The organism is Microbacterium neimengense, assembly GCF_054782995.1.
This window is the reverse complement of the sequence record NZ_BAAGRK010000003.1, coordinates 563152-586107: the sequence shown is the minus strand read 5'-3', so window position 1 is coordinate 586107 and position 22956 is coordinate 563152. Positions and strand designations below refer to the sequence as shown.

Annotated in this window: 19 protein-coding genes; 8 read left to right on the top strand and 11 right to left on the bottom strand. The window is 70.5% G+C overall.

Annotated elements, in window-relative coordinates; translation table 11 throughout:
• The first annotated feature begins 18 nt into the window (after window positions 1–18).
• From glgX to treZ, 3 genes are read left to right on the top strand one after another with little or no spacing between them, the layout of a single operon-like run.
• Complete coding sequence (gene glgX / locus ACYVJS_RS05520) at window positions 19–2232, top strand: glycogen debranching protein GlgX (protein WP_460738489.1); 2214 nt, start codon at window positions 19–21, stop codon at window positions 2230–2232.
• A gap of 12 nt (window positions 2233–2244) precedes the next feature.
• Entirely contained in the window at window positions 2245–4593 is a 2349-nt protein-coding gene (treY, locus tag ACYVJS_RS05515) for a malto-oligosyltrehalose synthase (RefSeq protein ID WP_460738487.1), read from the top strand.
• Between the two features lie 29 nt (window positions 4594–4622).
• A complete protein-coding gene (gene treZ, locus ACYVJS_RS05510) occupies window positions 4623–6365 on the top strand; it encodes a malto-oligosyltrehalose trehalohydrolase (RefSeq protein WP_460739867.1) in 1743 nt (580 codons plus the stop codon).
• An 11-nt stretch (window positions 6366–6376) separates the two neighbouring features.
• On the opposite strand, the gene ACYVJS_RS05505 is transcribed toward treZ, so the two are convergent.
• The gene (locus tag ACYVJS_RS05505) at window positions 6377–6976 is read right to left on the bottom strand and encodes a DUF1349 domain-containing protein (RefSeq protein WP_460738485.1); all 600 of its coding nucleotides are present in this window, start codon (window positions 6974–6976) and stop codon (window positions 6377–6379) included.
• A 237-nt stretch (window positions 6977–7213) separates the two neighbouring features.
• Here ACYVJS_RS05505 and ACYVJS_RS05500 point away from each other — a divergent pair, with 237 nt between their 5' ends.
• Together ACYVJS_RS05500 and ACYVJS_RS05495 are read left to right on the top strand one after the other, a co-directional pair.
• Window positions 7214–8257, top strand: coding sequence for an isopenicillin N synthase family dioxygenase (locus tag ACYVJS_RS05500; RefSeq protein ID WP_460738483.1), 1044 nt, complete (start codon window positions 7214–7216; stop codon window positions 8255–8257).
• A 60-nt stretch (window positions 8258–8317) separates the two neighbouring features.
• Window positions 8318–9109 (top strand): tryptophan-rich sensory protein, encoded by a 792-nt coding sequence (locus ACYVJS_RS05495; RefSeq protein WP_460738481.1) that lies wholly within the window; start codon window positions 8318–8320, stop codon window positions 9107–9109.
• Window positions 9110–9121: 12 nt separating this feature from the next.
• Here the strand turns inward: ACYVJS_RS05495 and ACYVJS_RS05490 are convergent, their stop codons facing one another.
• The 3 genes from ACYVJS_RS05490 to ACYVJS_RS05480 form a co-directional block, all read right to left on the bottom strand.
• Complete coding sequence (locus ACYVJS_RS05490) at window positions 9122–9844, bottom strand: glutamine amidotransferase-related protein (protein ID WP_460738479.1); 723 nt, start codon at window positions 9842–9844, stop codon at window positions 9122–9124.
• Between the two features lie 45 nt (window positions 9845–9889).
• On the bottom strand, window positions 9890–10624 hold the full coding sequence (locus ACYVJS_RS05485) for a LysR family substrate-binding domain-containing protein (protein WP_460738477.1): 735 nt from the start codon (window positions 10622–10624) through the stop codon (window positions 9890–9892).
• Between the two features lie 114 nt (window positions 10625–10738).
• Window positions 10739–11146 (bottom strand): acyl-ACP--UDP-N-acetylglucosamine O-acyltransferase family protein, encoded by a 408-nt coding sequence (locus tag ACYVJS_RS05480; protein WP_274286362.1) that lies wholly within the window; start codon window positions 11144–11146, stop codon window positions 10739–10741.
• Window positions 11147–11386: 240 nt separating this feature from the next.
• Between ACYVJS_RS05480 and ACYVJS_RS05475 the strand changes: the two genes are divergently transcribed.
• On the top strand, window positions 11387–12049 hold the full coding sequence (locus ACYVJS_RS05475) for a YitT family protein (protein ID WP_460739866.1): 663 nt from the start codon (window positions 11387–11389) through the stop codon (window positions 12047–12049).
• A gap of 448 nt (window positions 12050–12497) precedes the next feature.
• Here ACYVJS_RS05475 and ACYVJS_RS05470 read toward each other — a convergent pair whose 3' ends face one another.
• Window positions 12498–13280 carry a DNA-formamidopyrimidine glycosylase family protein gene (locus ACYVJS_RS05470; protein WP_460738475.1) on the bottom strand — a complete coding sequence of 261 codons (783 nt, stop codon included), beginning with the start codon at window positions 13278–13280 and terminating at the stop codon, window positions 12498–12500.
• Window positions 13273–17892, bottom strand: a complete 4620-nt coding sequence (locus ACYVJS_RS05465; protein ID WP_460738473.1) for an ATP-dependent helicase — start codon at window positions 17890–17892, stop codon at window positions 13273–13275. The genes ACYVJS_RS05470 and ACYVJS_RS05465 overlap by 8 nt, the downstream gene beginning before the upstream one ends.
• A 124-nt stretch (window positions 17893–18016) precedes the next feature.
• Here ACYVJS_RS05465 and ACYVJS_RS05460 point away from each other — a divergent pair, with 124 nt between their 5' ends.
• Window positions 18017–18343 (top strand): hypothetical protein, encoded by a 327-nt coding sequence (locus ACYVJS_RS05460; RefSeq protein ID WP_344229181.1) that lies wholly within the window; start codon window positions 18017–18019, stop codon window positions 18341–18343.
• Window positions 18343–18669, top strand: a complete 327-nt coding sequence (locus tag ACYVJS_RS05455; RefSeq protein ID WP_344229179.1) for a hypothetical protein — start codon at window positions 18343–18345, stop codon at window positions 18667–18669. Before ACYVJS_RS05460 ends, ACYVJS_RS05455 begins: the two co-directional genes overlap by 1 nt.
• On the opposite strand, the gene ACYVJS_RS05450 is transcribed toward ACYVJS_RS05455, so the two are convergent.
• The 5 genes from ACYVJS_RS05450 to ACYVJS_RS05430 all read right to left on the bottom strand — a co-directional run bounded on the left by ACYVJS_RS05450 (window position 18670) and on the right by ACYVJS_RS05430 (window position 22785).
• A complete protein-coding gene (locus ACYVJS_RS05450) occupies window positions 18670–19050 on the bottom strand; it encodes a Sec-independent protein translocase subunit TatA/TatB (protein WP_460738470.1) in 381 nt (126 codons plus the stop codon).
• Window positions 19031–19828, bottom strand: a complete 798-nt coding sequence (tatC, locus tag ACYVJS_RS05445) for a twin-arginine translocase subunit TatC (protein WP_460738468.1) — start codon at window positions 19826–19828, stop codon at window positions 19031–19033. The genes ACYVJS_RS05450 and tatC overlap by 20 nt, the downstream gene beginning before the upstream one ends.
• Entirely contained in the window at window positions 19825–20058 is a 234-nt protein-coding gene (locus tag ACYVJS_RS05440; RefSeq protein ID WP_234074469.1) for a Sec-independent protein translocase subunit TatA/TatB, read from the bottom strand. The genes tatC and ACYVJS_RS05440 overlap by 4 nt, the downstream gene beginning before the upstream one ends.
• A gap of 15 nt (window positions 20059–20073) precedes the next feature.
• Window positions 20074–21030, bottom strand: a complete 957-nt coding sequence (locus ACYVJS_RS05435; RefSeq protein WP_460738466.1) for a dioxygenase family protein — start codon at window positions 21028–21030, stop codon at window positions 20074–20076.
• Between the two features lie 87 nt (window positions 21031–21117).
• Window positions 21118–22785: an ABC-F family ATP-binding cassette domain-containing protein gene (locus ACYVJS_RS05430; RefSeq protein ID WP_460738464.1), complete on the bottom strand. Its 1668-nt coding sequence runs from the start codon at window positions 22783–22785 to the stop codon at window positions 21118–21120.
• Window positions 22786–22956 lie beyond the last annotated feature (171 nt).

Below are 22956 nucleotides of genomic sequence, written 5' to 3'. Positions count from 1 at the left end.
GCCTCAGGAGGCGACGACGTGCACACCTGGCCCGGATCGGCTTATCCCTTGGGGGCGACGTACGACGGGAACGGTACGAACTTCGCGCTCTTCAGCGAAGGGGCCGAACGCGTCGAGCTGTGTCTGTTCGACGACGACGGCGTCGAGACCCGTCTCGACATCATCGAGGTCGACGCGTTCGTCTGGCACGCCTACCTTCCCAACGTGGGGCCGGGACAGCGCTACGGGTACCGCGTGCACGGGCCGTACGACCCCGCATCCGGTCAGCGGTTCAACCCGAACAAGCTGCTCCTCGATCCCTATGCGAAGGCCGTGGACGGCCAGATCGACTGGGACCAGTCGCTGTTCGGCTACAACTTCGGCGACCCCGACTCCCGCAACGACGAGGACTCGGCCGCCCACATGATGAAGGGCGTCGTCATCAACCCCTTCTTCGACTGGGGCGGCGACCGGCAGCCGAAGACGCCCTACTCGGAGACCTTCATCTACGAAGCGCACGTGAAGGGTCTCACCCAGCTCCACCCGGCGATCCCCGAGGAGATCCGCGGTACGTACAGCGCCATCGCGCATCCGGTCATCATCGAGCACCTCAAGAAGCTCGGCGTGACCGCCATCGAACTCATGCCGGTGCACCAGTTCGTCGACGACGACACCCTGCAGCAGAAGGGGCTGTCGAACTACTGGGGCTACAACACGATCGCGTTCCTCGCGCCGCAGAACACCTACTCGTCGACGGGCGGGAGCGGTCAGCAGGTGCAGGAGTTCAAGGGCATGGTGCGGGCGCTGCACGCCGCCGGTATCGAGGTCATCCTCGACGTGGTCTACAACCACACGGCCGAGGGCAACCACCTCGGTCCCACCCTGTCGATGAAGGGCATCGACAACGAGGCGTACTACCGACTCGAAGACGACGACAAGCGGTACTACACGGATTACACGGGCACCGGCAACAGCCTCAACGTCGGCAATCCCCACGCGCTGCAGCTGATCATGGACTCGCTGCGCTACTGGGTGCTCGAGATGCACGTCGACGGCTTCCGGTTCGACCTGGCCGCCACCCTCGCTCGCGAGTTCTACGAGGTCGACCGCCTCGCCGCCTTCTTCGAGCTCGTGCAGCAGGACCCGATCGTCAGCCAGGTGAAGCTCATCGCCGAGCCGTGGGATGTGGGACCCGGTGGCTACCAGGTGGGCAACTTCCCGCCCCAGTGGACGGAGTGGAACGGCAAGTACCGCGACACCGTGCGCGATTTCTGGCGCGGCGAGCCGGCCACGCTCGGAGAGTTCGCCTCGCGCCTCACCGGTTCCGCAGACCTCTACGAGAACTCCGGGCGGCGACCCGTCGCCTCCGTCAACTTCGTGACCGCCCACGACGGCTTCACCCTGCGCGACCTCGTCTCGTACAACGAGAAGCACAACGAGGCGAACGGCGAGGACGGCAACGACGGCGAGTCCCACAACCGTTCCTACAACTTCGGCGTCGAGGGCCCGACCGACGACGTCGAGGTGCTGACGCTGCGCGCCCGCGCCCAGCGCAACTTCATCGCGACGCTGCTGCTGAGCCAGGGCATCCCCATGCTGCTGCACGGCGACGAGCTGGGTCGTACGCAGGGCGGCAACAACAACGGCTACGCGCAGGACAACGAGATCACCTGGGTCGACTGGGAGAACGTCGACCTGCCCCTGATCGAGTTCACCGCAGCGTTGTCGCGCCTCCGCCGCGATCACCCGACGTTCCGACGAAGCCGCTTCTTCGACGGTCGTCCGGTGCTGCAGGAGGAGGACGCACCCGTCCCCGACATCGTGTGGCTGCGTCCCGACGGCACGCCCATGCGGCCCGAGGACTGGGACTCCGGCTTCGGCCGTGCTGTGGGCGTCTTCCTCAATGGCAACGGCATCCGCGAACGCGATCGCCGCGGCGAGCAGATCATCGACAGCCACTTCATCGTGCTCTTCAACGCGGGCGACGAGCCGGTCGAGTTCACGCTGCCGAACGTCGACTTCTCCCCCGAGTGGGACGTGCTGGTCGACACGGCCGGCAACCGCGCCGACTCGGATCCCGTCCGTCCGGGCGACGTGCTCCCGGTCGAGACGAAGTCGCTCATCGTGCTGCGCGAGCACCGCGAGAGTGAGGCCGAGCCCGACCACTCCGTCGCCGCATCCCTGACGCAGAACCTCACGGTCCCCGTCGACGAGGTGCCGGGCGCGGCTCCCAAGTCCGAGCTCCCGCACTGACCCGGAGGACGCATGCTGCCCGCCTCGACCTACCGCCTGCAGATCCGTCCGAGCTTCGATCTGGATGCGGCCGCCGCGGTCGTGCCCTACCTCGCCGACCTCGGCGTGGGATGGGTGTACCTGTCGCCGTTGCTGAAGGCGACCACCGGCTCCGATCACGGCTACGACGTCGTCGATCCCTCCCTCGTCGACCCCGCCCGCGGCGGGGGTGAGGCGCTCGACCGGTTCGTGGCCACCGCCCACGACGCGGGGCTCGGCGTGCTCGTCGACATCGTTCCCAACCACATGGGCGTCTCGGTCCCCCGCGAGAACCCGTGGTGGTGGGACTACCTGCGCCTCGGCGAGGCGTCCGAGCGCGCGTCTGCGTTCGACGTCGACCGCGGGCTCGACGACGGCCGGGTCCGGTTGCCGATCCTCGGCGCCCCGCTCGCGGAGGTGATCGGCGAGATCACCGTCGACCCGGTGCCCGCCCCGGACGCTCCCGACGGACTCCTGCGGTATTACGACCACGAGTTGCCGCTCGCCCCGGGCTCGCTCGACGGCCTCGAGCTCGACGACGTCGCCGCGGTGCTCGACCGGCAGCACTACGAACTGCGCTTCTGGCGCGACGAGGCCGCGCTGCTGAACTACCGCCGGTTCTTCGCCGTGACGACGCTCGCCGCCGTGCGCGTCGAGGACCCGCACGTGTTCGACGACGCGCACGTCGAGATCCTGCGGTGGGTGCGCGAGGGGCTCGTTGACGGTCTGCGCGTCGACCACCCCGATGGGCTGCGCGACCCGGGCGGATACCTCGCGCGCTTGGCCGAGGTGACCAACGGCCTGCCGGTCTGGGTCGAGAAGATCCTCGAGCACGGCGAGGAGCTGCCCTCGTGGTGGCACACCGTCGGCACGACCGGTTACGACGCCCTCGGCGAGATCGAGCGGGTGCTCGTCGACCCCGCGGGGCGCGCGGGACTCGACGCGCTGGATGCGCAGCTGCGCATCGAGACCGGTCTCCCGTCGGCGCCGCCGTGGGGCGAGCTCATCCACGGCACGAAGCGTCAGATCGCCGACACGATCCAGGCATCCGAGGTCGCGCGGCTGGTGCGCCTGCTGCCGGTCCCCGTTCCCGGTGCCCGAGAGGCGCTGGCAGAACTCCTCGCGCTGTTCCCGACCTACCGCAGCTACCTGCCCGCGGGGCGCGCATGGCTCGACGAGGCGGCGGAGGCCGCATCCGCTGCCCGCCCGGATCTCGCCGAGGCGATCGCCGCCCTCGTGCCGCTGCTCGCCGACGGCTCGAGCGAGCTCGCGCAACGTTTTCAGCAGACGACCGGACCGGTCATGGCGAAGGGCGTCGAAGACACCGCGTTCTATCGCTTCACCCGTCTCGGGTCGCTCACAGAGGTCGGGGGAGACCCCTCCGAGTTCTCGCTCGATGTCGCGGGGTTCCACGATGCCTTCGCGCGGCGGCAGGCGTCGTGGCCGCACTCGCTCACCACGCTGTCGACGCACGACACGAAGCGGGGCGAGGATGTGCGGGCGCGCCTCGATGTCCTCGCGGAGATCCCCGAGCAGTGGGCGGAGACGCTCGACGCGCTGCGGGAGATCGCGACGACCGCTCACGGGCCGTTCGACGCGCTGCTGTGGCAGGCCGTCATCGGTGCCTGGCCCGCGAGCGCCGAGCGCCTCCACGCCTACGCCGAGAAGGCTGCGCGCGAGGCCGGCGACGCGACCAGCTGGCTCGATGTGAACGAGGACTTCGAACGGCGGATGCATGCCGTCGTCGACGCCGCTTTCGGTCCGGCGCAACCGCTCGTCGAGTCGTTCGTCGCCGAGATCGCTGCGGCCGGGTACTCGAACGGCCTGTCCGCCAAGACCCTCCAGCTCATCGGCCCCGGCGTCCCCGACGTGTATCAGGGGTCCGAGCTGTGGGAGCAGTCGCTCGTCGACCCGGACAACCGCCGCCACGTCGACTTCGCCGCCCGCGCCGAGACGCTGGCGCGGCTGGATGAAGGACTCGTGCCGCCCGTGGACGACAGCGCGGCGGCCAAGCTCCTGGTGGTCTCCCGCGCGTTGCGCCTGCGTCGCGACCGACCTCATCTGTTCACCCGCTACACGCCGGTGACCGTGACAGGCGCCGCCGCCGCGCACGCGGTGGCCTTCGACCGCGGCGGCGCGATCGCGGTCGCGACCCGGCTGCCGATGGGCCTCGCGGCCCGCGGCGGATGGGGCGACGCGGCGCTGCTGCATCCCGCCGGCGCCGTGCAGGACGAGCTGACCGGCCGGATCTTCGACACCGAGCAGATCCCGCTCGCCCAGCTGCTGGCGACCTACCCGGTCGCGTTGCTCGCGCCGGTCGCGCTCGCGACGCCGCTCGGATGACGACCGACCCACGAGACGAGGACGAGACGATGATCGAGCTCTGGGCGCCCAAGGCGCGGCGGGTACGGATGCGCTCGGGTGCCGACCTGACACGCGAGACCGAGCTGACGGCGGGAGCCGACGGATGGTGGCGGGCGCCAGCCGATCTCGCCGACGGCGAGCGCTACGGGTTCGTGCTCGACGGCGGCGAGCTACGCCCTGACCCGCGGTCGCGCCGGCAGCCCGAGGGCGTGCACGCGGCATCCGCGTGGGTCGACACCGACGCATTCGCGTGGACGGACGCGGGGTGGACCGGTCGTCAGCTGGCGGGGGGTCTGATCTACGAGCTGCACCTCGGCACGTTCACGCCCGAGGGGACGCTGGATGCGGCCATCGAGCGTCTTCCCCACCTGGTCGAGCTGGGCGTCAGCCACATCGAGCTGCTGCCGGTGAACGGGTTCAACGGCGTCTGGAACTGGGGATACGACGGGGTCGCCTGGTACACCGTGCACGAGGCCTACGGCGGCCCCGCGGGCTACGCGCGCTTCGTGGACGCGGCCCACGCCGCCGGCCTCGCCGTCGTGCAGGACGTCGTGTACAACCATCTCGGCCCGTCCGGGAACTACCTTCCGGAGTTCGGCCCGTACCTGCGGGAGGGCACCCGAAACACGTGGGGCGACTCCGTCAACCTCGACGAGCCGGCCGTGCGCGCCTTCATCGTCGAGAACGCGTTGATGTGGCTCCGTGACTACCACGTCGATGCGCTGCGACTGGATGCGGTGCACGCGCTGCACGACGAACGGCCCGTCCACATCCTGCGCGAGATGGCGGAGGCCGTCGACGCCCTGTCGGCGCACGTGGGGCGCCCGTTGACACTCATCGCCGAGAGCGACATGAACGACCCGACGCTGATCCTGCCGCGCGAGGCGGGCGGCTACGGGCTCTCCGCGCAGTGGAGCGACGACTGGCACCACGCCGTCCATGTCGCGCTCACCGGTGAGACGAGCGGCTACTACGCGGACTTCGCCGCATCCGACGCACTCGAGAAGGTGTGGACGCGCGGGTTCTTCCACGACGGCACGTACTCATCGTTCCGCGAGCGTCACCACGGGCATCCGATCCCCGCGGAGGTGCCGACCTGGCGTCTCGTGACCTTCACCCAGGACCACGACCAGATCGGCAACCGTGCCGCGGGCGACCGGCTGGGCGCGACGCTGTCGCCCGACCGGCTGGCGGTCGCTGCCGTGCTGACGCTGACCGCGCCCGGTACCCCCATGCTCTTCATGGGCGAGGAATGGGGTGCGTCGAGCCCGTGGCCGTTCTTCACCTCGCATCCGGAGGAGTGGCTCGGCGAGGCGGTGCGGAAGGGGCGCGCGGAGGAGTTCGCCAGGACGGACTGGGACGACTCCCTCGTGCCCGACCCGCAGGATCCGGAGACGTTCCAGAGCGCCAAGCTCGCGTGGGAGGAAGCCGAGACGGGCGACCATGTCCGCATCCTCGAGCTCTACCGAGCCCTCGCGCGGCTGCGGCGTGAGCGGCCCGAGCTCACCGACCCCGCGTCGGCGCACCTGTCTGCGGCGATCGAGCGACCGGATGCGGCGCCGTCCGCGCGGCGGTTCGTGTTGGGACGCGGGGCGCTGCGGATCGTCGTGAACCTCGCGTCCGATCCGTGGGACGTGCCGCTCGCCGCGGCGGAGAGCGTGCTGCTGGCCACCGCGCCGGTCTCGTCCGCTGAGGGCATGGTCTCCGTGCCGGCGGACGCCGCCGTGGTGCTCGGCCCGCCCCTGCCCTGAGCGCTGCGGGCTCAGCTCCCGTCGCGCACGTCCGCGAGCTGTTCGCGGACCAGGGAGATGTCTCGGAAGCGGGCGGTCGCGGCAGGGCCCATGGGTGCCTGCGACATGAAGCCGATACGAGGGTGCGTCGACGCGTTCAGTCGGAACTGACGCACGAAGTGCCAGGTGATGCCGTCCGTCGAGTAATGGAACGTGTACGCGCCGCCCGGAAGGCTCGATACGCGGAGCCAGACGGAGCCGTCCAGGACGACGGGGCCGTTCGCGTCGTCGGAGAACCGGTCCGTCACGACGCTGACGACCATCTCCTCACCCTGGGGCGAGTACTCGAAGCACAGCTTCGCCCAGCAGTCCTCGTCCACCCATACGGTGAGCACGGCGGCGTCGAAGGTCGTCCGCGGCGCGTCCACCGACACGCGGGCGGACAGCTGGAAGGGCTCGTCGATGTCGAAGGCGAGGCTGGTGGAGGTGTGCGAGGGCTGCCCGCCGGCGGCGTCGTTCGTCCAGTCGACCTCCGCGTCGGAGGTGAGCACCAGCACGTCGCCTTCCCGGCGGTGCCGACCTTCGCTGTGGGTCCAGGTCATGGGCGGCAGCCCCGGCAGTTCGACCGTCATGGTGGTGATCCCCCTTCATCGCGAACCCTTCCGAATCTACAAGCGGGCCGCGCCGTACCTCGACCGGGAGGGCCGTGGCAGATGTAACGCGGGGGAAACGCGGGCCGTCTACCCTGACGGCAGCGTTCATGTAAACACGCGCCGCGGCCCTCGCAAGCCGCGGTGGGAAACCGTGAAGTGGCTACCTCGATACCCATCGGTCGCCCTTCCGAGGGCGATCCCCACCCAGGAGTCGCCATGACCTTCCACGTCCCCCTCGTCGACATCACCGCGTACGTCGCAGACGGCAGCCCCGAGGCGAAAGCCGAGGTCGCGCGCGCGATCGACGAGGCCTGCCGCACCGTCGGCTTCATCCAGATCACCGGACACGGCATTCCGGATGCGGTCACCGCCGGCCTGACCGACGCGATGGATCGCTTCTTCGCCCTCGATCTGGAGCAGAAGAAGACCTATCGCACGCCTCCGCAGATCAACCGCGGCTACAGCCCGCCCAAGTCCGAGTCGCTGAGCCTCTCGTTGGGGGTCGAGTCGGCGAACCGGATGAACGACTTCTTCGAGGCGTTCAACGTCGGAGCCGCGCAGGCGGACTATCCCGCATCCCCGGATCTTCCGCAGCCGGAGTACGCCGACAACCTGTGGCCCGACGTCGACGGATTCGAGGCGCAGGTGCAGGCGTACTTCGCCGAGGCGGCGCGTGTGGCACGCACGATGACCCGCATCTTCGCCGATGCGCTCGGGCTCGAGCCCGACTTCTTCGACCGGCGCACCGGCCACTCCCTCGACGTCATGCGGATGAACAACTACGCACTGCCTCCCGGGACCGACGTGACGCTCGACGGCGACCTGGTCGGCATGGGCGAGCACACCGATTACGGCATCGTGACGATCCTCTGGGCCGACCAGGTGAAGGGGCTGCAGGTGCTCGGCGCCGACGGTTCGTGGAACGACGTCGCTCCCGCCGACGGCGCGCTTCTCATCAACCTCGGTGACGTGACGGCGCGATGGACGAACGAGCGGTGGATGTCCACCCTGCACCGAGTGAAGCCGCCCGTGATCGACGGGACGATCGAGCGGCGGCGATCGGCCGCCTTCTTCCACGACGGCGACGTCGATGCGCTGATCGAGACGCTGCCGTCCTGCATCGATGCGGAGCACCCGGACCTGTACGAACCCATCACGGTGGGCGACCACATCCGCGCGAAGCTCGCGGGCTCGCGCGAAGGGAAGGCGAACGAGAAGGCGGAGCGCGAGTCTCAGCGCGTGCTCTCGAGCTACCGCTGAGCACCCGTACGGTCCTGTCAAGCCCTGGCGAGAGGTAGCTAGATTATCTAGCGTTATGGGATGAACGTTGCCACGTCACGCTCATCCGACCTCACCCGTCAGATCGCCGTCCTGGCCGCGACCGGCTTCATGCTGGTCGCGGCCATGGTCGGCACGGGGCTGCTCGGCGGCACCGCCGTGCAGGACCTGCAGGACGGCGCCCTCGATGCGGATGCGAGCTATCTCGCCCCCGCCAGGCACGCCTTCGCGATCTGGTCGGCGGTCTACCTGGGGCTGATCGCCTACGCCATTTGGCAGGCGCTGCCGGGGCAGCGGGCAAGCGAACGCCAGCGACGCCTCGGATGGCTGATCGCTGTGACCGAGGTCCTCAACGGCCTCTGGCTCGTCTCGGCGCAGTTCACCACGCTGCCGCTGACCGTGCTCGTCATCGTGCTGCTGCTCGTCGCCCTCTCGATCACCTGGCGCCGGGCCATTATGCACCCGAGCGAGGGCGTCGTCTCCGCCGTGCTGATCGACGGCGTCACGGGCCTGCACCTCGGGTGGGTGACGCTCGCGACGGTCGCGAACACGGCGGCGTGGCTCACCCGCATCCTGCCCGCCGCAGCCGAGGACGCAGCGGACGTCTGGGGCATCGTCGTGCTGATCGCCGTGACGGCGATCGGATGCGGCATCGCGTGGTTCGACCGTGTCGCCCCCTCGCTCGCCCTGTGCTGGGGGCTGTCGTGGCTTGGCGTAGGCCGACTCGCCGATCAGCCGCACAGCGCCGCGATCGGTGCCGCCGCCGTCTGCGCCGCGGCAGTCATCGCGCTCGTCACCGTGACGCGCGTCGTGCAGCGGTTGCGTCGGGACTGAGCCGGCACTGTCTCAGAGGCGCGCGAAGGCGTGCAGGATGCGCGCGGGCTCGGTGACGGGGGAGGCCAGCACCCGTGCCGCGACCGCGTCGAACTCGCTCGGATCGAAGTACCCGCCGTCGCGGTAGATCCGCATGCGGGCCGTGAAGTCGTTCGGCGTGAGCTCGGGGTGGAACTGCGTCGTGTACAGGCTCTCGCCGACGCGGTAGGCCTGAACGGGACAGTCCTCGTTCGTGGCGAGCAGCACGGCATCCGGCGGCAGGACGTCGGTGCCCTCCTTGTGCGCCGTGAACGCCTCGAATCGCTCGGGCAGGCTGGCGAACACCGGGTCTGTGCGCCCCGCATCCGTCACGGTGATGGTCGTCGCTCCGGTGCCCTCGGGGTAGGTGTCGGCGACGGTGCCGCCGAAGACCCGGGTGACGACGCCGATGCCGTAACAGGTGAACATCGCTCGTGTGGCACCGGATGCGGCGGCCTCGGCCACGCGGGCCAGGTCGTCCTCGAGTCGGGTCTGCACGGCGCCCTTGTCGGGCGTTGTCACGTTGAAGGGACTGCCGCCGACGACGAAGCCCGCGTAGCGCTCGATCGCGTCGGACGGCAGGGCGTCGGCAACCAGATCCCACGCGTGGAGTCCGTCCGCGTCGCGCCCCATCGCGACACGGAACGACGCCCACTCCGCCTGGGCCGCATCCCGCTGCGGGCGCGCGCAGAGGTAGAGCAGCGGGCGGGGATCCATCCTGCGATTCTATGGCGCGGCTGTGGCCGTCTCCGCGGAGGTCACTCAGTCGCGCGACGACTGCGCGGTGCGGCCCCTGAGGATGCCGATGAAGGCGTCGACGAGCGGCGACGCATCCTCGCGGGGCCACGCGAATCCGACGGGTGCGGTCGCGGCGCCCGAGAATGGCCGGTACTCGACATCCTTGCGGTGGTGCAGTCGGGCGAGCGACATCGGAACGATGACGATGCCCACACCCGACGCGACGATCTCGATGGCGTCCGCCGTCGTCGGCGGTGCCGCGAAGGTCGGGGCGACGGTGCCGGCAACGTGCGGGTCCAGCACGTCGTCGGCCGGGACGAGGATCACCTCGCCCTCGAGGTCCTCGACGGTGAGCTCCTCACCCGCGGCGAGGTGCGAATCGGCCGAGAACGCGACGACGACCGTCTCCTCGTACAGGCGGATGAGATGCCAGCGGTCGGTGTCCACGGGCGGACGCACCAGCGCCGCATCCACCTGACCGCTCCGCAATGCCTCCTCCTGCGCGGCGACCTCGAGCGGCACGAGCTCGAGCACCGTGCGCGGCATCCGTTCCTGCCAGATGTCGATCCACTTGCCGGGCGTGGCCCCGGGGATCGCGCCGAGGCGGAACGGGCCCGCGGGGGGCGGTGCGGGAGGCGGCGGAGTCGGTTTCTTCGCACCGACCGAGCCGCTCTTGGCCGGTCGCTTCGCCGTGACGCCGCGGGCCGTCCCCGCGCGAGTGGGCTTCTTCCCGCCCTTGGGCGCGCCGCGACCAGCCATGCTCCCAGGCTATCCGTCCCCACGCGCCCGCAAACGACAGTTCGCCTGTCACATCTCGCGCGGATTGGCGCGATCTGGGACAGGCGAACGATGCGGGGAACGGATGCGGTGCGCTCAGGCGGCGGAGCGAAGTCCCCGACGGTCGGTGGCGACGCGCTCGCCCTGGGCGATGGTCTGGTCGTCGCCGATCAGCGAACCCCCGGCGACACTCGCTCCGGGGCCGATCTGCGTGCGCACGCCGATCTGCGCGCCGGCGCCCACGCGTGCGCGGGAACCGATGTGCGCGTGCGGCGCGATCTTGACCTTCGGACCGATGACGACGTCGCTCTCGATCCACGCGCCGCGGCCGACATAGACGTCCGCCGCGATCTGCGCGCCGGGCTCCACATAGGCGCCCGCTTCGACCACGGCCGTCGGGTGGACCTTCGCGCCGTTCGCGATGAGCCCACGTCCGTTCACGTGCTTGCGGTAGCGCAGCATCTCACCGCGCTCGTTCTCGATATCGATGTAGTTCTTGCCCACGATCGCCTCCTCCGGACCTCGAGGTGCCAGCACTGGTCGAAACGATCCGGTACGGGTTTTCATTCCCGACCCGGCACTCTCCCGGCCTCGAACCATATTCGGAGCCGTCGCGGGATCGGATGCGGGTTGCGCCGCACGCTTCAACGACGTAGTCGCGGCGTGGAGCAGCCGCATCCAGGTGGCACGATGGACGACGTGAACGAGCCGCATCCGGAGCCCGCCGAACCCGCCGCCGACGCGATGGAACCGGAGCTCGGAGCGCGCCCGAGCGCTCCGGAGACCGCATCGACACTGGTCTTCGACGTCAAGCAGACGGCGCACAGTGTGCCCGAGGACATCCTCGGCATCCTGACCGGCACGTTCGCGACCTCGCTCGGTCTCTACCTGTTGCAGTCGGCGGGCTCGGTCACCGGAGGCACCGCGGGCGTCGCCCTGCTGTTCGACTACGCGACCTCGTGGCCGTTCTGGTTGATCTTCGCTGTCGTGAACCTTCCCTTCGCCGTGCTCGCGATCTGGAAGAAGGGGTGGGACTTCACCCTGCGCACCGCGGTCTCGATCGCGCTCGTGTCGGGGTGGTCGGTCGTGCACCACGCTCTCCTGCGCATCGAGAGCCTGGACCCGATCTACGGCACGCTCGGCGGCAACCTCCTGGCCGGCGTCGGCCTGCTGATCCTGTTCCGCCACAAGGCCAGCCTGGGCGGAATCAACATCGTCGCCCTGCTGATCCAGGAGCGCACCGGCTTTCGCGCCGGCTGGACCCAACTGATCCTCGACCTCGTCATCATCCTGATCTCGCTGTTGGTCATCCCGGCCCCCGCCGCGCTGCTGAGCGCGATCGGCGCCGTACTGCTGAACCTGGTCCTCGCCATGAACCACCGCCCCGGTCGCTACATCGGCCACTGAGCTTCCGGGTCCGTCAGCCACCGGCATCCGTTCCGCATCCGCCGCCCGGGGCGGGCTTCCCGTATCCGTGTCCCACTTGCTGCACTTTTGGGGTCCGACTCCCGCGGCATGTCCCACTTGCTGCAGTTTTGGAGCCGGATTTCTGCGGGAAGTGGGACATGCTCTGCGGGAAGTGGGACATGCGGGGGCAGTGACCACCGGTCGCTACGTCAACCGGCTCAGAGTCCAGCAGCCCCTCGCCCCGCCCTGTCCGCCCAGCCCTGTCCGCATCCGCTCCGCACGCGCTGTTCGGTGCGCCCCGTGTCCCACTTGCTGCACTTTTGGGACCGAATTCCTGCGGCAAGTGGGACATGGCCTGCGGGAACTGGGACATGCCGGGGCCGTGACGAAGAGCCAACGACCGGCCGTGGAGGTCGGAGCTCAGAGGTCGGGGCCCACGGACGAGAGTTCAGGCGGGCGCGGGCTGGCAGCGAGGGCACCAGAACACGTTGCGCTCCGCCGTAGGCGAGGCGCCCAGCGCCGTCTCGCGGATGAGGGTGCCGCACCGGCGGCACGGTTTGCCGGCGCGGCCGTACACCCAGGTGCGCTGCCCGGCGCGGTCCTGGCCGGTGAACGTGCGGGCCGGACGATCGCGGTTGGCGCGGATCATGCGCGCGCCGGTCTCGATCAGCCCGGCGGCATCGATCTCGTTCGCGGGCGTCTCGGGGTGGGTGCCGCGCACGAACAGCAGCTCGTTCGCGTACACATTGCCGAAGCCGGCGACGTTACGCTGATCGAGCACCGCGACGTGGGCGGCGCGCGTATCGGCTCCGAGCCGGCGGACCGCCTCGGTGGCATCCCAGTCTGTGCCGAGCGGGTCCGGTCCGAGGTGGCCGACGAGCTCGTCCTCCCGCGCCGTCGGGACCACCTCGATCATGGCCAGATCGAAACCGACCGCATCCGCGGCGGCGACGCCGACGATCGCGCGTGCCTTGAAGGCGGGTTTGCGCCACCGGGCTCCCGGCGCGTAGACGTGCCACTCGCCCTCCATCTTGAGGTGCGAGTGCAGCGTCTGATCGCCGATCCGCGCCAGCAGGTGCTTGCCGCGCGGCACGACGGCGTGCACGGTCTGACCCCGCAAGTCGAGCGTCGCGAGCTGCGGAACACGCAGATCGAACCGTTCGACGACGCGGCCCGACAGGGCGGCGTGCAGGCGGGCAGCCGCGCGGTAGACGGTGTCGCCCTCAGGCACGCGTCGACCGCTCCGCTCGCGCGGCATCGCCTGCGGTGAGCCGACGCAGCGTCAGGCCTCGTGTGGACTCGACGAAACCGGCGTCTCGCAGCAGCCGGCCCAGGACCGTGCCGAAGACGAAGGCCCCGTCGACCTGCTCGATCGTGAGGGTCTCGAGCCTGCCGGCGCGCGCGGTCTGAGCCAGCGACGACGCCGCGGCCGCCAGCGCGTCCTCGTCGTCGGTGAAGCTCAGAGCCGTCTTGCCGCCACGCTCCAGATACAGCACGAGGTCGCCGTCGACGAGCACGACCAGTGCACCCGCCTTGCGCCCGGGGCGATGCTTGACGCCGTCGCGCGCCGGCCAGCCGAGCGCCGCGCCATAGGGGTTGGCGGGATCGGTCGCCGCGAGGGTGACGCCGGAGCGAGGCGGTGGGTCGCCCACTGCGGCGAACTCGCGGAGCCGGTCGATCGTCGCCGATGCGGCGAACTGCGCCGCTCCCAGCTTTTCGATCAGATACCCGCGTCGGCAGTGCCCCGCCTGCTCGAACTGGGCCAGCACGCGGTACGCCTGGGCGAAACCTCCGGGCAGGCCCTCGTTCTGCACGGAGCCGCGGGTCACCACGCCGTAGCGATCCAGCAGCAGCGATGCCGCCGCGGTGTGTCGCAGCGTCGGGTCGCTCTCCGGCGTCGGAAGCAGCGACCAGCGCCCGCCGACGGATGCGGGCCGCACCGGAGCCGTCGGCCGCGGAATGCTCGTGCCTCGGAACATCCGCGCGCGGGGCGCCCGGCGTGCCACCCGATGCGCCTGTGATCCACCCGAGAGAAGCCCGCGCACGGGCGCGAACGTGTCGTTGGTCACCCGGCCCGCCCATGCCAGTCGCCAGAGCGCATCGACGACGGACTGCTCGTTCTCCGCCTGCGCCAGCTCTCGCACCTGTGCGGCGAAGTACGCGCCTCCGGCGGTGAGGACGTCGAGGATGCGGGCGTCGAGCGAATCTGCCGCGATCTCGTCCTCGGGGACGGCCAGAGTGAGGGATGCGGCGTCGGCGGGATGCAGCGAGACCCATCCGTCGCGACCGGGGAGCGCGCCGTGTCCGGCCCAGACGACCTCGCCCGTGGCCGTCAGCTCGTCGAGCATCGACGGGGTGTAGTCCCTGACCCGCGAGGGGAGGATGAGCGACTCCCAGGCGCTCGCGGGGATCGGGACGCCGGCGAGCTGCTCGATGACGGCGAGGGTGCCGTCAATCCCGTCCAGGGGCCGAGTCACGTGTTGCCACACCGGGAGGAAGCGGGCGAAGGCGTCGGGAGAGACGGGCTCGACGCTGCCCCGGATGGCGGCCAGCGACCGCATCCGCAACCGTCGGAGCACCTCGCTGTCGCACCACTCGGTGTCATCGGTGCGGCGCCCGGTGGACTCGGGCAGGAAGAAGCCGCTCGTGACCCGGCCCGACGACTCCAGGCGCTGAAGCGTGTGCCGTGCGACAGCCACCCCGACGCCGAAGCGCTCGGCGACCTGCTCGGCGGTGAACGGACCGTGCGTGCGGGCGTGCCTCGCGACGAGGTCGCCGAGCGGATCGGCCACCGGTTCGAGGAACGCGACGGGCAGTCCCACCGGGAGCGCGGCGCCGAGCGCGTCGCGCAGTCGGCCCGCATCCTCGATGGCGGCAATCCGCTCCGCCCCGGCGATGCCGACCCGGATCGCGCGGCGGCCGTCGATCAGCTCCGCGGCGTACCGCTGCGCCTGCTCACCGTCGGTCAGGCGCAGCGCCAGCTCGTCGACGCCGAGGGGCCCGAGCAGGCGCAGCAGATCGGCGACGCCCTCGAGGCCGTGGGCCTTGCGCTCGTCGTCGAGTCGTTGGGCCTCGCGTTCGAACTGCGCGATGACGTCGGGATCGAGCAGCTCGCGCATCTCGATCTTGCCGAGCAGCTCGCCCAGTAGTGCCGGGTCGACCGAGAGCGCGGCGGCACGGCGCTCGGCGAGCGGCGAGTCGCCCTCGTACATGAACGCGCCGACGTAGCCGAACAGCAGGTCGCGCGCGAACGGGGAGGGCTGCGAGGTCGTCGTCTCGACCAGGCGGATGCGGCGGTCCGCGATCTTGCGGGCGATCCCGGTCAGTGCCGGAAGGTCGTAGACGTCCTGAAGCACCTCGCGCAGCGTCTCGAGGATGATCGGGAACGTGGGGTGGCGGCGCGCGACCTCGAGCAGCTGCGCCGATCGCTGCCGCTGCTGCCAGAGGGGGCTGCGACGGTTGGGGTTCGTGCGCGGCATGAGCAGGGCGCGAGCGGCGCACTCGCGGAATCGTGACGCGAAGAGCGCTGAGCCCCCGACCTCGTCGGTGACGATCTGCTCGAGCTCGTCGGGGTCGAACACGAACAGTTCGGCTCCCGGCGGTTCCGCCTCGGCATCCGGGACGCGGGCGATGATCCCGTCGTCGCTGGCCACGGCGGACCCTTCGACCCCCAGCCGCTCCCGGATGCGGGCGTTCACCGCCAGCGCCCACGGGGCATGGACCTGCATGCCGTACGGGGAATGGAGGATGACGCGCCAGTCTCCGACCTCGTCGCGCCCGCGCTCGACAGTGAGGGAGCGATCCGTGGGGACGGAACCGGTGGCCTCGCGCTGCTCGGCGAGGTAGGCGAGCAGGTTGTCCTGCGCGAACGCATCCAGTCCGGCCTCGGACAGGCGCTCCCTGGCGCGGGCCGGCTCGGCCGCGGAGACCTCGCGCGAGAAGGCGCCGAGTGCTTCGCCGAGCTCGGCCGGCCGACCCAGTCCGTCGCCGTGCCAGAACGGCACCTTGCCGGGCTGGCCGAACGCGGGCACCACGTTGACACGGTCGTGCGTGATCTCGACGATGCGCCAGCTGGTCGTACCGAGGGTGAACACGTCGTTGACCCGCGATTCGTAGACCATCTCCTCGTCGAGCTCTCCGACGCGGGCGTTCTGGCTCTCGCCCGCGACGAACACGCCGAACAGCCCCCGGTCGGGGATCGTGCCGCCGCTGGTGACGGCGATCCGCTGCGCGCCCGGGCGACCGGTGAGTGTTCCGTGATCACGGTCCCACACGAGCCGCGGCCTGAGCTCCGCGAATTCGTCGGACGGGTAGCGGCCCGCCAGAAGATCGAGCGTCGCCTCGTAGGCGGAGCGGGGGAGCGTCCGGAAGGGCGCGCTGCGTCGGACGGTCTCGAACCAGTCCTCGACCTCGATCGCGCCTCGCGCGGCGGCCGCGACGGTCTGTTGGGCGAGGATGTCGAGCGGGTTCTGCGGCACGCGGATCGACTCGATCCGACCCGCCAGCATCCGTTCGGTGACGATCGCGGTGTGCAGCACGTCGCCGCGGTGCTTGGGGAACAGCGCCGCGCGGCTCACCTCGCCCACCTGGTGACCCGCGCGACCGATGCGCTGCAGTCCGGACGCGGCCGACGGCGGCGCCTCGACCTGGATCACCAGGTCGACCGCTCCCATGTCGATGCCGAGCTCGAGACTGCTCGTGGCCACGACACAGCGGAGCACGCCCGACTTCAGCTCGTCTTCGACGATCGCGCGCTGCTCCTTGGACACCGAGCCGTGATGCGCCTTGGCGAGTACCGGCTCCGCACCGGCGGTGGCCCCCGCCTGCGCCATCATCGCCGCGGGCACCGCGGGGTCGGGCAGGTCGAGCCCCAGCCGTTCGCTGTAGATCTCGTTCAAACGGCCGGTGAGGCGCTCGGCGAGCCGGCGGGAGTTCGAGAAGACGATCGTCGAGCGGTGCTGGAGGATGCGGTCGACGATCGCCTCTTCGACGTGAGGCCACAGCGATCCTGTGACCTCGGTGCTCTCGCCCCCGCCCGACGCGAACCAGTCCTCGCCCTCGGCTTCGGCCTGCTGCCCGGGAGGAGGCGGGGGATGCAGCATGTCGTCGACCGGCACCACGACCGTCATGTCGAAGGCCTTTGTGGCGCGCGGGGCGACGATGTCGACGGGCGCCGCACCCCCGAGGAACCGTGCGACCTCGTCGATCGGGCGAACGGTCGCCGACAGGCCGATGCGCTGTGCCGGCGTCTCGAGCAGCGTGTCGAGGCGCTCGAGACTGACGGCCAGATGCGCTCCGCGCTTGGTGGCAGCCACCGCGTGCACCTCGTCGATGATGACGGTGTGCACGCCGCGCAGGGTCTCGGACGCCTGGCTGGTGAGCATCAGATAGAGCGACTCGGGTGTGGTGATGAGGATGTCGGGCGGATCGCTCACGAGCTTGCGTCGGTCCGAGGACGTGGTGTCTCCGGAGCGCACGCCGACGCGCACGTCGGGCGCGGCGAGGCCCAGGCGCCGGGCGGACTGCCCGATTCCCACGAGGGGCGAGCGGAGGTTGCGCTCCACGTCGACGCCGAGTGCCTTCAACGGGGAGATGTAGAGGATGCGGGTGCGCGGCTCATCCTTCGCGGGGGTCGGCGACGCCGTCCGCTCGCGGAACACGCTGTCGATCGCCCAGAGGAAGGCCGACAGTGTCTTTCCGGAGCCCGTGGGGGCGACCACGAGCGCGTGGCGTCGTTGCGAGATCGCGTGCCAGGCCCCTGCCTGTGCATCGGTCGGAGCAGCGAAGGCGCCCCGGAACCAGTCCTGCGTGGCAGGCGAGAACTGGTCGAGCACATCACTCACCCGATCATTGTGGCCGCAGCCGCCGACACCCGGGCGGGGATTGCGCTCAGAGCGCAGGCCTAGACGTCTGTCGCGCCCAGGTCAACGGGGTGCGGGATCGGAGCCTTGTGCCTAGGGTTTCTGGATGGACACGAACAACGAGAACGATCGCCCGATGCGCTCCTCGGTGTGGCGCATCGTGGCCTTCGCCGCCATCATGCTGGTCCTGGCCGGCATCATCGGCGGATTCACCGCCGCCATCACCCAGAGCCTGGTCGCCGCGATCATCGCCGGCGCCGTCGTCGTCGTGCTCGGCGCGCTGTGGGTGCCCCGCGTTCTGCGCGATTCGCCGCCGCCGGAGCACCGCCCCGGAGAGCGCCCGGGTTATGAACAGTTCGGGCCGCTCGGCCAGCCGAACACGGTGGGCCTGGGTAACGCGGGCGGTTCTTCGACGTCTGGAGGGACGAGCTGATGGCCGGCGCATCCGAGCCGTACGACGAGCAGCAGCCGCTCCGGCGTCCATCGATCGGCGCCATCCTGGGAGTGGTCCTCGGGATGCTGGCACTCGCCGCCGTGCTCGCCGTGGTCCTGGGCATCGTCACGCAGAGCCTCGCGGTGATCCTGGCCGTCGTGGTGGTGATCGGGGCGCTCACGGCCGTGTCGGTGTGGCGCATGATGCGCGGCGTCGGCTCGTCGGTGCGTCCGATCCAGGACCACCGTGCGACCGGCGACCACGGGCCCTACGGTCAGCCGGGCGCGCCCGGCATCGGCGGAGCCGGGCGCGACGGCGGCCGCTGATCAGCCGTCGCCCTCGCTGGACGGCTGCGTCTGCCGTACCCGCACACGTCGGGGATGGCCCGAGGTCCCTTCGATCCGCCACGTGATCGGCGTGGACTTCGCCGGGTCGGCCGCTGCCGTGACCGTGGGGACGTCGGGCGCGGTCAGCGCCTCACGGACGATCCGGCGGGGGTCGTATCGGCGGGGATCCAGCTCGCGCCAGTCCTCTTGACGCAATCCCGTCTCCGCGATCACCCGATCGCGGCCCGCCTCGATCGCGCCGCGCGTCCTGCGGAGGAACTGAGCCAGAGTTCGAGCAGCCTCGGGCAGGCGATGCGGGCCGAAGACGAGCGTCGCGAGCAGGATGACGAGGAACAGCTTCTCAACCGTGAGTCCGAACACGGGCTTCTCCTCTCGAGGTCGGGGTCTGAGTCTTCCGCCGCGCGTCGAGGCGGTCATGTACGGCTGCGACCGCCCATGCGCCGGCGAAGAGCACGACGAGGGGGATGGCCACCACGAACATCGACAGGATGTCCGCGGCAGGGGTGGCGATCGCGCTGAAGAGAACGATGGCCACGACCACCCACCTCCAACTCCGAGCGATGGTGCGTGCGGGGAGGATGCCGAGTGCGTTGAGCAGAACCAGCAGAACCGGCGCGACGAAGGCGATCCCGCAGACCACCACGATCTTGAGGACGAAGTCGACGTACGTCGACGCGTCGAGGACGGTCGAGTCCTCCGCAGCGGCGAAGGAGCTCAACAGCTCCACCATGTGCGGGAACAGTGCGAGACCGAAGGCCGCGCCGACGAGGAAGAGCGGTAGCGCGGCGGCGAAGAAGCCGAACAGGTAGCGCTTCTCCCGACGGGTGAGGCCGGGGGTCACGAATCCGAAGATCTCGGCGATCCACACCGGGCTCGACAGGGCGAGACCGGCGATGAGGGCGACGCGCAGCCGCAGATCGAAAGCCCCGGTGATGCTCGTGTAGTTCAGGCTCGCGTCCCGTGTCGCCGCGATCTGCTCGATCGGCACGCGCACGATATCCAGCAGGTTGCCGGAGAGGGCGAACCCGACGACCACGCCGAGCACGATGGCCACCGTCGCCCGCGTCGCCCGCTGTCGCAGCTCGCGCACGTGCGTGCGAAGCGGCATGCCGGCCGGCGGTGCGACGGTCGCGCTCATGAGCTCGAACCGGTGCGGAGACGGTCGTCGGTCTGGTGCTGCGCGGGGGCGAGGTCGACGCGCTCGGGCGCAGCCGGCGCCGCGACGGGGGGCTCCGTCGATTCGGACCGGAGGATGCGGACGGACTGGCCCACACTGCGCGCGAGCGCCGGCAGCTTGGCGGCGCCGAAGATGAGCAGGACGATGGCCAGCACGATGAGCGCGTGCCATCCGGTGAGGTTCTGGAACATGACGGATCCTTTCGGTCAGCGGCCGCCGCCGGGCGCGGCGCCGGCGGAGGGAGTGGTGGTGGTGTCGACGCGGACGGTGAGGGTCGCCGTGTGGCCGATGGTGGTGTCTCCGGTGACCGTGGCGAGCTGCAGCACGCCCCCGTCCTCGCCGAAGACGTTGTCGCTGGACAGTGAGACCTGGGAGAGGTTGCGGGCTGAGCCGTCGTAGGCGCTCAGTGCGTAGACATCGGCGAGCGGGGCCGCGGGATAGGCCAGCTGCGAGGTGGCGATGGCGTTCGACGCATCGGTGATGTCGTCGATGCTCGGGTACACCTCGAAGTGGATGTGGGGCCAGCGGCCGGTGTAGCAGCCGGGGACGATCGAGGTGAAGGTCACCTGTCCGTTCGCATCGGCCACCTGCACGCCCCGCAGCCACGTCTCGTTCTCGACGCCCTCCGAGTACATGGAGTAGCGGCCCTGGGCGTCGCAGTGCCAGGCGTACACGGCGACTCCGGCGAAGGGGGCGTCGCCGTTCGCCATGTCGGTGATGGTGAAGGTGAAGGTCAACGGCACTCCGTCGACGGCCGTCGAGGAGCCGATGCTGGTGCGCAGGTCGCTGCGCACGATGCCGCTCTGCTCGAGCACGTCGGGTCCGTTGGAGCCGTCGCCCGGGTACGGTCCTGCCGTCTCGTCCGGGATCTCTCCCGCCGGCAGCGCGGTCGTCGTCGTTGCGCCGGTGGACGATGCGGACGGCGTCGCGCTGGGCGTCGACGTCGAGCCCGTGGTGCTGGCGGAGCTGACGGGCGCGCAGGCGGCGAGCGCCGCCGTGCCCAATCCCACCCCCACCAGCCCGAGGACTCCGCGCCGGGTGATGAGCGTGCGGACGTCGAAGGGTGCGCCCTGGTCGACGACCTCCTCGTCGGGCCGGTCCAGCAGCCTGCCTTCGTAGGCGGGGCCCTGGGGGGTCTGCTCGGCATCGGGGATGCGCTTCATGATCGTCTCCTGACATGTCGGCGAGCGGTGTTGAACCGATCATGAGAGATCCGATGAGGCGCGTTCTTTGGGATTTCTTTGTGCGTCCTATGACGCCCCGTCGCCCTGTTGCACCTCCCGCATCCCCTTCTCGTCGATCTCGAGGACCGTGTCGATGCCCAGGCGGGAGAGGAACTCGTCGTCGTGGCTGACCACGACCAGCGCTCCGCCGTAGGCGGAGAGCGCATCGACGAGCTGGTCGACCGTCTCCAGATCGAGGTTGTTGGTCGGCTCGTCGAGCAGGAGCAGTTGCGGTGGCGGATCGGCGAGCAGCAGACGCGCGAGGCAGACCCGGAACCGCTCGCCGCCGGAGAGGGTGGCGACGGTGCGGTCGACGGCCGCGCCTCGCAGCAGGAACCGCGCCAGACGGTTGCGCAACTCCGCCGTCGGCATCGTCGGTGCGGCGGCGGCGACGACCGAGAGGACGGTCGCATCGTCGGCCAGCCCGTCCAGCCGCTGCGGCAGGTATCCCACCCGTTTGGTGAGCAGAACCGTACGAGCAGAACTCAGCCAGACCGGACCGACCTGCCGGTCGCCGCCTCCGTCTGGGCCCGTTCCGGTTGAGTCGTGCACCGTCCCTGCCGCGAGCCGCTCGAGGAGGGTCGACTTTCCGGTGCCGTTGGCTCCGATGATCGCGATCCGTTCGGGGCCCTGCACGATCCAGGTGCGGGAACGGTCGCCGATCTCGGCGAGGCGCCTGCCGGCCGCGACCTGCGGATCGGGGAGATCGAGGTGCACGCTCTCGTCGTCGCGGACGCGCCGTTCCGCGCCGTCCAACGCGGCCCGCGCCGCAGCCTCGCGTTCGGCCACCATGCCGCGGAGCTTGCCCGCCGACACCTGCGCGGAGCGCTTGCGCGCACCGGAGATGATTCCCGGCACCCGCTTCTCGACCTGGGCCTTGTTGCCGGTGCGCAGGCGGTGGGCGAGCGTCGTCTCCGCCTCGATCCGCTGGCGCTTCTCGCGCCGCACGGCGGATGCGGCCGTGCGCTCGGCGGCGCGTGCCGCATCCTGCTCGTTCTCCAGATGCTCGCGCCACGCGCGGTAGCCCCCGCCGAAACGCGTCAGGCGGTTCGCATACAGCTCAGCCGTCTCGGCCATCCCGTCCAGAAGCGCCACATCGTGGCTCACGACTATCAGGACGCCCGGCCAGTCCGCGAGCAGACCGCGCAGCCGGGCGCGTGCCGCACGGTCGAGATTGTTGGTCGGTTCGTCGAGAAGGGTCACCGCCGCCCGGCGGGCCCGCAGTCCCGCCGTCGCGACGAGCACGGCTTCGCCGCCGGAGAGCTGGCCGACGCGCCGGTCGAGCGTATCGCCGGGAAGCCCGGCGGCATCGAGCGCGGCGACGGCGCGGGCTTCCGCGTCCCAGTCGTCGCCGATCGTGTCGAAGTGGCGCGCGTCGACGTCGCCCGCCTCGATCGCGCGCAGAGCGGCCAGCACCTCGCCCAGACCTAGCAGGTCGGCGACGGGGCGGTCGGCATCCAGGGCGAGCCGCTGCGGCAGCACGGCCACGTCGCCGTCGACGCCGAGGTGACCGGATGTCGGATGCAGCTCGCCCGCGATCAGGCGCAGCAGGGTGGTCTTGCCGGAGCCGTTGCGTCCGACCAGGCCCGTGGCGCCGGTGCCGAACGTGCCGGAGACCCCGGTCAGAGCGGCCGTGCCGTCCGGCCACGAGAAGGAGAGGCGGTCGAGGACGACCGCGGCGGAGAGAGCGGGCATGATGCCTCCCGGGATGTCGGTGGAAGCACTGACATCCCGGGTGCCCGCGGGCACGGTGATCGACGGGGTCAGCGCGTGGGCTGGAAGCCGTCGAGGAAGTACACCGGTTCGACCTTTCGGAAGGGGCAGGACTCGAAGACCCTACCGACTGCGGTGGGCGATGTCCACACC